The organism is Paenibacillus sp. 8b26 (assembly GCF_050626875.1).
Classification (GTDB): Bacteria; Bacillota; Bacilli; order Paenibacillales; family Paenibacillaceae; genus Paenibacillus.
In genome coordinates, this window is sequence record NZ_CP192445.1 from 823,177 (window position 1) to 835,778 (window position 12,602).

Annotated in this window: 9 protein-coding genes; all 9 read right to left on the bottom strand. The window is 46.3% G+C overall.

Annotated elements, in window-relative coordinates:
* Positions 1-218 precede the first annotated feature (218 nt).
* Positions 219-4,535, bottom strand: a complete 4,317-nt coding sequence (locus ACQ4MX_RS03420; protein ID WP_431089385.1) for a PolC-type DNA polymerase III — start codon at positions 4,533-4,535, stop codon at positions 219-221.
* A 217-nt stretch (positions 4,536-4,752) separates the two neighbouring features.
* Entirely contained in the window at positions 4,753-6,201 is a 1,449-nt protein-coding gene (gene proS / locus ACQ4MX_RS03425) for a proline--tRNA ligase (protein ID WP_149095838.1), read from the bottom strand.
* A gap of 50 nt (positions 6,202-6,251) precedes the next feature.
* Positions 6,252-7,523 (bottom strand): RIP metalloprotease RseP, encoded by a 1,272-nt coding sequence (rseP, locus tag ACQ4MX_RS03430; RefSeq protein WP_431089386.1) that lies wholly within the window; start codon positions 7,521-7,523, stop codon positions 6,252-6,254.
* A 107-nt stretch (positions 7,524-7,630) separates the two neighbouring features.
* Positions 7,631-8,770 (bottom strand): 1-deoxy-D-xylulose-5-phosphate reductoisomerase, encoded by a 1,140-nt coding sequence (locus tag ACQ4MX_RS03435; protein ID WP_431089387.1) that lies wholly within the window; start codon positions 8,768-8,770, stop codon positions 7,631-7,633.
* A gap of 82 nt (positions 8,771-8,852) precedes the next feature.
* Positions 8,853-9,644, bottom strand: a complete 792-nt coding sequence (locus tag ACQ4MX_RS03440; RefSeq protein ID WP_431089388.1) for a phosphatidate cytidylyltransferase — start codon at positions 9,642-9,644, stop codon at positions 8,853-8,855.
* A 17-nt stretch (positions 9,645-9,661) separates the two neighbouring features.
* Positions 9,662-10,429, bottom strand: a complete 768-nt coding sequence (locus ACQ4MX_RS03445; protein WP_134910098.1) for an isoprenyl transferase — start codon at positions 10,427-10,429, stop codon at positions 9,662-9,664.
* Between the two features lie 84 nt (positions 10,430-10,513).
* Positions 10,514-11,068: a ribosome recycling factor gene (frr, locus tag ACQ4MX_RS03450; RefSeq protein WP_025684954.1), complete on the bottom strand. Its 555-nt coding sequence runs from the start codon at positions 11,066-11,068 to the stop codon at positions 10,514-10,516.
* Positions 11,068-11,796, bottom strand: coding sequence for a UMP kinase (gene pyrH, locus ACQ4MX_RS03455; protein ID WP_013309918.1), 729 nt, complete (start codon positions 11,794-11,796; stop codon positions 11,068-11,070). Before pyrH ends, frr begins: the two co-directional genes overlap by 1 nt.
* Positions 11,797-11,918: 122 nt before the next feature.
* Positions 11,919-12,569, bottom strand: a complete 651-nt coding sequence (gene tsf, locus ACQ4MX_RS03460; protein WP_013309917.1) for a translation elongation factor Ts — start codon at positions 12,567-12,569, stop codon at positions 11,919-11,921.
* Positions 12,570-12,602: the final 33 nt, after the last annotated feature.

Below are 12,602 nucleotides of genomic sequence, written 5' to 3' on the forward strand. Positions count from 1 at the left end.
TCATTTGATGTAATGTTCATTTTGGGCTCACTGCAAATAAACCGGCGTACCGGTTCCTGCCCAAAAATCGTCTTTTCACGTTGTAACTGTATATCAAACAGTAAAGAGTGGGTTTCCCCACTCTTTAAGCAACGGTTTTATCTCCATGATTACCAAAAAAATTATAACATAACCGTAGTTATGTGACAAGTGCCAGAGCTTGACTACTAGGATTCCGTTTAAAACAGAGACAACTGATTGCTCTCTGGCAGTCCGCGGAAACAGCCCATCTGGGATAGCATTTCGACAATCGTTTTACTGGCCTTCGATTTTTGCTGAAAATCCTCGACAGACAAAAATTCACCCTGCTCACGGGAGGCTGCGATGTTACGCGCCGCGTTGTCACCAATCCCCTGAAGCGCCCCGAACGGAGGAATGAGCGAATCTCCGTCTACCTTGAAACGCGTAGCTTCAGAACGATACAAATCAATCGTCTTGAAACTGAAACCGCGTGCTGTCATTTCCAACGCCATTTCCAGGATCGGAAGCATCCCTTTTTCCTTAGGCGGAGCCTGAAAACCGAGCTGCTCGATTTCGACAATTTTCCGCGCGATGGCATCATACCCCTGACAACACAGTTCAATATCAAAATCGGCTGCGCGTACCGAGAAATAGGTCGCATAATATTCAATCGGATAATACAGCTTGAAATAGGCGGTCCGCACTGCTGAAATAACATAGGCTGCGGCATGCGCCTTTGGAAACATATACTGGATCTTGAGACAGGAATCAATGTACCATTGCGGCACCTTGCATTTTTTCATTTCCTCGATCCATTCCGCACTGAGCCCCTTACCTTTACGCACGCTCTCCGTAATTTTAAAGGCCAGACTTGCATCCATCCCCGCCTTGTAGATCAGGAATAGCATGATATCATCCCGGCAACCGATTACAGTCTTAATGTTGCAGGTATTGTTCTTGATCAAATCCTGCGCGTTACCCAGCCATACGCCCGTACCGTGGGACAAACCAGAAATTTGCAGCAAATCGGCAAAGGAAGTCGGCTGTGATTCCACTAGCATTTGGCGTACAAACTTGGTTCCCATCTCAGGTACACCATAGGTGGCGACAGGAGTACGGATCTGCTGCGGCGTTACGCCAAGCGCCTCCGTGGAATTGAACATACTCATAACCTTCGGATCATTCATCGGAATCGTCGTTGGGTCGACTCCAGTCAAATCCTGAAGCATTCTCATCATGGTCGGATCATCATGGCCCAGAATATCGAGCTTGAGTAAGTTCGCATCAAAAGCATGATAATCAAAATGCGTCGTTTTCCATTCCGAGCTCGTATCATCAGCCGGGAATTGTACCGGCGTAATGTCCTCGACCTCAATATAATCGGGAACGACGACAATCCCGCCCGGATGCTGTCCAGTGCTGCGTTTAACGCCCGTACAGCCGGAAGCCAGCCTGTTTAATTCGGCCCCACGCCATTTTTTATGATGTGCCTCTTCAAATTTCTTCGCAAAGCCGAAGGCTGTTTTTTCCGCAACTGTGCCGATGGTTCCAGCACGGAATACACTTTTCTCACCAAACAGTACTTTCGTATAGTTATGTGCGACTGGCTGATATTCCCCGGAGAAGTTCAAGTCAATATCGGGAACCTTATCTCCCTTAAACCCTAGGAACGTTTCAAACGGAATATCCTGCCCCTCACCCTTCAGCTTGCCACCGCATTTCGGACAGTTTTTGTCAGGCAAGTCAAATCCGCTCGGCACACTGCCATCCAAAATCCAATCGCTATGTCTGCATTCAGGATTACCACAAATATAATGCGCAGGCAGTGGATTAACCTCGGAAATACCAAGGAAGGTAGCAACCACAGAAGATCCAACAGAACCCCGCGAACCTACCAGGTATCCATCCTGATTGGACTTTTTAACCAGTCGCTCGGAAATGAGATAGTTGGCAGAGAAACCGTATTTAATAATCGGCTCCAGTTCTTTTTCAAGACGGGCTACGACCACCTCGGGCAATTCCTCACCATAAATGGATTTAGCCGTCTCGTAGCAAGTATTGCGGATTTCCTCGTCTGCTCCATCCAGTAACGGTGTAAACAGCTTGTCAGGGAACAGCTCCAATTCCTCAAACCGATCCGCCAGCTCGCTGGTATTCTTCACAACGACTTCATAGGCTTTCTCCTCGCCCAGAAACTCGAATTCTGCCAGCATTTCGTCTGTCGTGCGCAAATGCGCATCCGGTTTCCGGATATCTTTTAACGGGCTAAAGCCAGTAATTCCATGTATCGTGATGTCTCGGTAGAGCTTATCACGCGTTTCCAAATAGTGAACATTGCCTGTAGCAATAACGGGCTTATCAAGCCGCCGCCCAATTTCGCATACTTTACGAACTGCCGTTTTCAGAGCATCAGGGCCACTTACCAGTTGTTTTTCCACCAGATGCATGTACATAGTTAAAGGCTGGATCTCCAGCACATCATAAAACTGGGCGATTTCCTCGGCTTCCTCCTCCGACTTGTTCAGCACAGCCTCGAAAAACTCTCCCTTTTCGCAACCTGAAATAATAAGCAGCCCGTCTCTCATCTCTGACAATTTCGATTTAGGAATACAAGGGACACGCTTAAAATATTCGGTATGTGACATTGAAACCAGCTTGTACAGATTTTTTTTGCCAATCGGATTAAGCGCATAAATGCAGCAGTGGAAAGGACGAACGGTCGATAAATCCTTACCCACATAGTCGTTCAAGCGGTCGAGCATTTTTAAGCCTTTAATTTGTTCCGCATCATTCAAAAGTCCATTCAGCACTTCCGTTAGCGCAACTGTATCATCAATGGCCCGGTGATGACTTTCGAGCGCAACCTTATATTTGGTGGTCAGTGTGTTCAGACGATGATTCTTCATTGTCGGAAACAACAAGCGAGCCAATTCCAGTGTATCGAGTACTGGGTTCGTCATCTCAGGCAATCCCATGTTCCTAAGCGTAGCCTGGATAAAGCCGACATCAAATCGCGCATTATGAGCAACTAATACAGCATCGCCTGCAAAAGCCACGAATTCCTTCATAACGGGCTCCACATCAGGTGCATCCTTGACCATTTCATCGTTAATGTTGGTCAATTGCTGGATATTGTAAGGAATACGCTCATGTGGATTTACAAAGGTAGCATAACGGTCAACCTCTTTGCCTTCATGCATTTTAACAGCGGCAATCTCAATAATTCTATTTTGTGTAACTGATAGCCCGGTGGTTTCAATATCAAAAACGACATAAGTCGCTGTTTTCAAATTAAGCGGCTGTGACTGCATTACAACCTCAACCGCATCGTTGACCACATTGGCCTCGATACCGTAGATCATTTTAATTCCGTTTTTCTTGGCGGTCTTAGCGGCATCGGGATAACATTGCACTCCACCATGATCGGTGACCGCAATCGCCTTGTGCCCCCACTTGGCCGCTGTTTTAACATACTGGTCAATGGAGCTTACAGCATCCATCGCACTCATCTTCGTATGAAGATGAAACTCAACCCGTTTTTCCTCTGCATTATCTTTACGGGAAGGAGGAGCCTGCACCTCTACCAGATCAGAAGGAATCATAACCAGCTCAGGAATTTGCATAAAACGATCATATTCGACGCGACCACGGACTTTAACCCATTTACCGTTAGCCAGCAAGCTGAGAATTTTTAGATCTTCTTTTGTTTTGGCAAACATTTTCATTTGCAGCGAATCACTAAAGTCAGTCAAATAATACGTAAACAACGTACTTCCGTTACGTAGTTCTTTGCTATCCAGACCGAAGATCGTCCCCTGTAATGTGACTTTCTTCTCTTCATCCTGAATGTCCTGCATCGGAACAGGCGGTTCCTTGATGTCATAGCCAAATTGAAGCCTTACATCTCCCTCTTCTTCATCCACTGGCGGCATTTCCGATTCCATGCTTTCCATCATCTGCTGAATAACTTCACGTTCTTCCTGCATCTTTTTCTCTTGAAACTGCTGCAAAGCCTCCTGATTACTTTCACCCACCTGGATTTTGATACGCATCGAGAGACCAAAATATTTATCGTAGAATTTGATGATTGCTTGGTCAATCTGTTTTTTACGTGCCAGCTCCAGTGACATGCTATCACTCATCGTCAGCAATAACAAGCCGTCCTCCCACTCATGTACAGCCCGGGTCATCCAGCCGTTCACGGATGGGATTTCACGGTGCACCCATTCCAGAAAAAGCTTCCAGTATTCACTGATGATATCCGCAGACTGAACCTGCTCACTATAATGAAACCGAAAGGTGATTTTAGCGATGTGGTTCATTTTCTCCTGCACTTGAATACAGAAGGCCCGATATACCTGAGCGGGAACCAGCGTTTCCTTGGCGATAATAATATTCCAATCCTTGTTGGTACGGCTTATTTCCACCTGCTCAATCCAACCGTCCAGGAAATAAGGTTCCACCACTCCCTCCGGCATCACTACCTGCTTCATCAGCAGTTCCAGCCGTTTTCTCTTTTCTTCAGCTCCGCCCATGGCTCTCCCCCCGTTTTCCATTGACTTAACTACTCTAATCGTACCCCGGATTCCAAATCTACATCTGAAAACATGAAAAGCTTCTGCGTCTAAAACATCTCCGACCGCAAAAGCTTTTCGTAGCCCCCCTCAATCCTTCGCCATAGCAACCTCTTACAATTATGCTCGTTAGCGGAGAGAAGTGAAGTGAGTATAGTGGTATAGCTTTACTTCTTTATTAGTACGCCCGTGCGAACACTACAGTATGCTTGGCTGGTTTGCCGCAGCACAGACATGTGGTCTTTTGCTCGGTAGTTTTAAAAGGTATATTGCGGCTTGTAGCGCCTGTCACTTCTTTAACCTTGTCTTCACATTCTTCAGATCCGCACCAGCCTGCCAAAGTAAAGCCGCGTTTCTCTTCCATGAGCGCCTTCATTTCATCCAGCGTATCTACGGAATAGAAGTTTTCATCCATAAAGCTCTTGGCACGATCAAACATTTCCTGCTGTACCTGTGCCAGCATAGCATGGACTTCCTCAACAAGGTTATCCTGCTGTACAATCTTTTTCTCGCCACTGATACGGGATACGAGCACACAAACGCCATTTTCCATATCACGAGGTCCGATTTCCAGACGCACCGGTACACCGCGCATTTCATATTCGTTAAACTTCCAACCTGGACTCACATCACTGCGATCGTCCATTTTCACACGTACGCCCACCTGTTTCAGTTCAGCGAACAGTTCATCTGCACGGGCAATAACTGCTTCACGCTTCTTAGGCGGCCCGATAGGCACCATAATGACCTGTGTAGGCGCAACCTTAGGAGGCAAAGCCAAACCACGGTCATCCCCATGAACCATAATCAGCGCACCAATCAGACGCGTGCTTGTTCCCCATGAAGTGGTATGAGCGTATTCCAGGTTATTGTCCCGGCTCAAGTATTTAATATCAAAAGCAACGGCAAAATTGGTTCCCATGTAGTGGGAAGTTCCCGCCTGCACCGCACGCCCATCCTTCATCATCGCTTCCAGTGAGAAAGTATCCTTCGCACCTGCAAATTTTTCAGAAGGCGTTTTTTGCCCGGTAATAACCGGGATAGCCAGCACTTCCTCAATAACCTCGCGGTATACTTCCAGCATTTTCATCGTTTCTTCGCGTGCTTCTTCTTCATTTTCATGAGCAGTGTGACCTTCCTGCCACAAAAACTCACTCGTACGCAAGAAAGGAAGCGTACGTTTTTCCCAACGAACCACGTTAGCCCATTGGTTGATAAGCACTGGCAGATCACGATAGGATTGAATCCATTTGGAGTACATATGACCGATCATTGTCTCTGAAGTCGGACGGATCGCAAGACGCTCCTCCAGCTTTTCCCCGCCAGCCTCGGTTACCCAAGGAAGCTCCGGGTTAAACCCTTCGACATGCTCTTTTTCCTTCTGGAAAAAGCTCTCAGGAATGAACATCGGAAAATAGGCATTGCGATGACCTGTTTCTTTGAAACGTACATCCATGGCTTCCTTGATATGTTCCCAAATTTCAAAACCGTCGGGACGGAACACAATACATCCGCGAACCGGGGAGTAATCCATCAGTTCAGCTTTTTTAATAACATCAATATACCATCGGGAAAAATCTTCGCTCTGTGGCGTAATTTCCTCGACAAACTGTTTATCGTTCGACATAGAAACGCATGTCCTCCCATACAGACCCTTTTATATAAGTCCGTCTCTAATTAACCGTTAATTAATCGTAAAATATCATTGTACGTGACCGCAATCATAAGCAGGAATAACATGGCAAAACCAACGAAATGGACCATACCTTCCCTACTCGGATCAACCGGACGTCCTCTTACCGCCTCTACACCGAGGAAAACAAGTCTGCTTCCATCCAGCGCCGGAATTGGCAATAGATTAAATATCCCCAAATAAAGACTCATTATAGCAGTCCAATACGTAAGCTGCTCAATGCCCTGCTTGGCAATTTGTCCTGTCACTTCAAAAGTACGTACCGGACCTCCCAGATCATTAATGGAGAAACGTTGGATAAGCTGACTAAATCCCTGGAAAATAATGTCCGTCGTTCGTACCATGGATTGTCCGGCAAATTTAAACGTTTCCCCGACTCCGGCTTGCCGTGTCGGAAGTTCAGGCACGATGCCCACTTTACCGCCCTTTTGTCCTTCCATTGCACGAGGTGTAATCGTCAGATCAAAAGTTTTATTATCCCGGCGAACAACCCATTTCATCGGCTTGTCTTGGGAATCGGCAATCAGTTTGATCATATTTTCAACATTCGCACCAATTGCAACCCCGTTGACTGATTCAATGATATCGCCCTTATGCAAATCCGCTTCAGCAGCAGGCATCCCCGCTGTAATGTCACTAATCTGAACAAAAGTTGGGTTGTCCACTTGTACGCCGACCATCTGAATATGCAGACCAAACAGCACAAAGGCAAGAATAAAATTCATCAGCGGTCCGGCAAAGATAGCCATCGCACGCTGTCCTACTGTTTTGCTGCCATACTGTCGATCCTTAGGCGCAATCTGGATGGATTGTCCCTTGGTTACCATCATCGCTTGTGGGTGTACAGTATATTGCTGATCTTCGCCATCCACATCCAATTTTACAGTCAGCGCCTGCTCTAGATCAATGTGCTGCACTTCACCGCGCACCACATTTTTGCGGTTATCCAACTGGTCCAAATAAATGGTTTTGACGACACCGTCCGTTACGCGTACAGCAATTGTTTGTCCGGTTTCAATTTCATTGATTTCCGGATCTTCTCCCGCCATGCGAGCGAAACCACCAAACGGCAGCAAACGTAGTGTAAATCGCGTCTCGTTTCTTTTATAAGAAAACAGTTTCGGACCGAAACCGATCGCAAACTCCCGGACCAGAATCCCGGCGCGTTTGGCAAAATAATAATGCCCCCATTCATGCACCGTCACTATGACGAAAAACATGAGCACCGTCATCAAAACTATTCGAATCGTTTCCAATCGTTTCCGTTCCCCTTTCAATGAGATCGAGTTTGTCTTCCTAGATTATCATTATTCTCCGATCCCACACAAGAGAATCACAATTCACTTCCGAACCCAAAGTCAGCCTATATCCCGGCAGCTATGCTGCGAACCTCACGATCACAGGCTTCAATCGCAGCCAAATCGGGGTTAGTAACATTGACATGCCGTTCCAATACACGCTCAATAACGGCTTCGATATGCAGAAAAGGAATTTCTCCACGCAGAAAACGGTCAACAGCAATCTCATTAGCCGCATTAAATGCAGTTGGTGCTGTACCACCCATTTTACCACATTCAAAGGCAAGCCTTAAACAAGGAAAACGATTAAAATTCATTTCCTTAAAATGGAGCTTTCCCACCTCAGCCAATGACAGCGGCTTGGCGGGAGACTTCATCCGTTCAGGATATGTTAAGGCGTATTGAATAGGAACTTTCATATCAGGGTTACCTAGTTGAGCGACAATACTGGTATCCACAAATTCTACATAGGAATGAATGATACTTTCAGGATGCAATAGCACGTGAATCCGCTCATAATCAAGTCCGAACAACCAGTGCGCCTCAATGACCTCTAGCCCTTTGTTTACCATCGTTGCCGAATCAATCGTAATTTTGGCACCCATCGACCAATTGGGATGCTTGAGCGCATCTTCCACCGTAACCTCACGAAGCTGCTCCCTTGTCAAATCACGAAAAGAACCACCCGATGCTGTGAGAGTAATATGTGCCACATCTTTCATACGCTCACCATTCAAGCATTGAAAAATAGCTGAATGCTCACTGTCAATCGGCAGCAACGGCACTCCTTTCGCCCGGGCCCGTTCTGTGACCAGATGACCGGCGGTAACCAGTGTTTCCTTATTGGCCAAACCGATCTGTTTTCCAGCCTCAATCGCGGCCAGCGTGGAGTGCAATCCGACACTGCCCATTACAGCTGTCACAACCATATCTGCATCCGTATTCGCAGCCAGCTCGACGAGTCCTTCATTCCCCCAATGCAGTTCCATTCCGGAAGGCAACAAAGGACGGATTTCCTCCGCCAATTGCTTGGTGCCAACGGACACCTTCTTGGGTTGGTATAGATTTGCCTGCTCGACAAGCAACTTTATATTTGAGCCACCTGCTAAAGCCTCTACGGCAAACTGATCCGGGTGCATAGATACGACATCCAGTGTCTGTGTTCCAATAGACCCGGTTGAACCGAGTACCGTAATTCTTTTCATGAAGCACCTTCCTATCTTGAAAATAACCGTTACTCTGCAGCTAATTTTAACCTGAACATAATCTGTAACCACCAGGTAAGGGTTATGGAAGCAGCATCAGCATATGTACAAATGGAAAAACGACAATCCAACTGTCGCAGCGGTCTAATATACCACCGTGCCCTGGCAGCAGATTACCGGAATCTTTAATGTCGTACACCCGTTTGTACGCAGATTGCACTAAATCGCCCAGTTGACCCACAACTGCACAAGATAAACCGATAGCGAAAGCTTTGTCCCATGGCAGCAGCCCTTCTGACAATCCGGCAAATACCAGTGCTGTAGCCAACGCTAAAACAATCCCACCAATAGACCCTTCGACTGTTTTATTTGGACTGATCGCAGGCCATAGCTTTGTCTTCCCCGCCATTTTACCTACAAAATAAGCCCCTGCATCACTTGCCCAAATGCAAGCCAGCAACAAAAAAGTCCATAAAAGCCCATGTTCCATATGGCGTGATTCCGCAATATACGAAAATCCAAAGCCTATATAAACGGTACCGAGAAATAGTATGGACACCGTTTGAATTGTGATTTTATTTTTCGTTCCCACCGTAATGATCATAAAAATAATCATCAGCAGCCAAAGCAGACTTATAGACGGTAATGGTGAGTGCAGACCCAAGGGCTGATAAGGAAATACAAAAGCTAATATTCCTGCATAGCCAACTAACGCCGTAACGCCGAAAGGAGATACTCTGGTCATTCGCGCGAATTCATAGAATCCGATTAGGGCCATGGCCAAAATGAGCAAATGGTAGGCCAAGCCGCCCCACAGGACCATCGCCAAAAAAAATACGCCTGCCACAATACCGGTAATCAATCTCTGTCTCAACGGCTTTCATCCTCCATTTACTTCAGTCCGCCGTACCGCCGTGATCTCCGCTGATATTCGACCACTGCTTCGTATAAATGCTCTTTCTTAAACTCAGGCCAATAAATATCAGTAAACCATAGCTCACTGTAAGCAAGTTGCCAGAGCATAAAATTGCTGAGTCTCAGCTCGCCACTTGTCCGAATCAGAAGATCAGGGTCCGGCATACCGCTGGAGAGCAAAGAGTTCTCAATGAGTTCGGGCGTAATATCTCCGGGTTTAAGCTTCCCATCCTCAATTTCACGACCCAACGCTTGCATACATTCAGTGATTTCTAGCCGACTTCCATAATTCAATGCAAAATTAAGAACAAGTCCGGTATTATTTTCGGTTCGCCGAGTCGCTTCAGTCAGCGCATCAACAGTATGAGAAGGCAAATGCTCCTTATTTCCCATCATACGTACTTGTACATTTTTTTCAATCAGCTCGTCAAGCTCAATAGCCAAAAATTCTTGCGGCAGCCGCATCAAAAAATCGACTTCATCCTTGGGACGCGACCAATTTTCAGTTGAAAAAGCAAATAAGGTCAAATATTTAATGCCCAGTTCATCCGCAGCAATTGCTGTGCGCTTCACTGCCTTCATTCCATTTTGATGCCCTACAATCCGCGGCATTCCAATCCGTTTGGCCCATCTGCCATTCCCATCCATGATGACAGCAACATGCTGCGGAATATTGTCTTTTGAAATGGCCGGTGTTTGCTGTTTTTGTTCCCCGTTCCACCAAGACCGAACCCGTTTGATCATTCCAGTTCCTCCAGCATTCTCTGAAAATGTGCCTCAGGCTTGAAAAGAGACAAACCCCACCGTAAGGGAGGGGCTACCAGTCTCTTATACTTCCATAATTTCTTTTTCTTTTGCAGCCAAAACTTTATCCACTTCAGCGATAAATTTATCGGTCGTTTTCTGGATCTCTTCCTGATATTTACGGGATTCATCCTCCGATATATCAGTTTTCTCCATTTTTTTAATATCATCATTTGCATCGCGACGAATGTTACGAATGGCGACCTTCGCTTCTTCGCCGTTCTTTTTCGTCAGCTTCACCAAATCCGTTCTGCGTTCTTCTGTCAGAGCAGGAATACTCAGGCGAATGGTATTCCCGTCATTGGAAGGAGTCAACCCCAGATCGGATTTTTGGATAGCACGCTCAATGTCGGCCAAGGAGGATTTATCCCAAGGCTGAATCATCAAAGTCCTACTGTCCGGTGTATTTACATTAGCTAACTGATTGACCGGAGTCATTGCACCGTAGTACTCAACCTGAACGCGATCCAGTAGAGCTGGCGTCGCCCGACCAGCGCGCAAAGATGCAAGGTCACGTTGCAACGACTGAATTGCTTTATGCATGCGCTCTTCAGCGCTCTTTTTCACAGATTGTGGCATTAATTTACACTCCCTTTGACGATCGTGCCAATTTTCTCACCCAACACGACACGTTTAATGTTACCTTGCTCTGTAATAGCAAAGACAATCAACGGAATATTGTTATCCATGCACAGCGAGGAAGCCGTGGAGTCCATGACACCGAGATTTTTGTTGAGCACATCCAAATACGTAAGTTGCTCATACTTCTCGGCTGTGCTGTCTTTAAACGGATCAGCTGAATACACGCCGTCCACTTTATTTTTAGCCATCAGAATCACTTCAGCCTCAATTTCGGCAGCACGCAAAGCAGCCGTAGTATCGGTTGAGAAGAACGGATTCCCTGTACCTGCCGCAAAAATAACAACACGGCCTTTTTCCAGATGGCGGATAGCTCTACGACGAATGTAAGGCTCAGCAATTTGCTGCATTGCAATAGATGTCTGTACACGCGTAGGAACTTCAATTTGCTCCAAAGCATCCTGCAGTGCCAGTGAGTTCATCACCGTTGCCAGCATCCCCATGTAATCCGCTGTTGCCCGGTCAATTCCGTTGGCGCTTCCGGCAATACCCCGCCAAATGTTGCCACCTCCGCACACGATAGCAACTTCTACTCCCAGTTCGACAACGTCCTTGACCTGCTCGGCGATCGACGCAATTGTATCCGCATCAATACCGTAACCGTTCGGGCCTGACAGGGACTCTCCGCTGACTTTCAGAACAACACGCTTAAAAACAGGTTTTTCCAAATGATCACCCTCCAATATCGACTATATATTATGTACAGGATAGATGTCCTGTTGCAAGAAAAGGAACACTGATGTGTTCCGATTCTTTGCTCTTTCCGTATGCAATTACCGTTCGTTGGTAATTATTGTTTCACTTGAGACATAACTTCTTCGTAGAAGTTATCTTCTTTTTTCTCCAAACCTTCACCCAGTTCAAAACGAACAAAACGACGCAGGGAAATATTTTCGCCAATGGTGCTGATTTTTTCGTTGATGAGTGTGGAGATTGTTTTGTCCGGATCTTTAATGAAAGATTGCTCCAACAGGCAGAACTCTTCATAGAATTTACCGATGCGGCCTTCAACCATTTTCTCAACGATTTTTTCTGGTTTTCCTTCGTTCAAAGCTTGTGCTTTCAGGATTTCTTTTTCTTTTTCGATCTCTTCCTGTGGCACTTCTTCGCGACGAACATAACGAGGGTTCGATGCAGCGATATGCATAGCGATGTCACGCACAAAATCTCTGAACTGGTCTGTTTTAGCTACGAAGTCTGTTTCGCAGTTTACTTCTACCAGTACGCCGATACGGCCGCCAGCATGGATGTAGGATTCAACAACGCCTTCAGTAGCGATACGGCCTGCTTTGTTCGCTGCAGCCGCAAGTCCTTTTTCACGCAGAACTTCAACTGCTTTTGTCAAATCACCGTTTGCTTCTTCAAGCGCTTTTTTACAATCCAGCATTCCTGCGCCTGTTTTTTCACGAAGCTCTTTTACTGCGCTAGCATTAACTGCCATATTATTTCCCTCCAAATTTGATTTTCAGTGGCG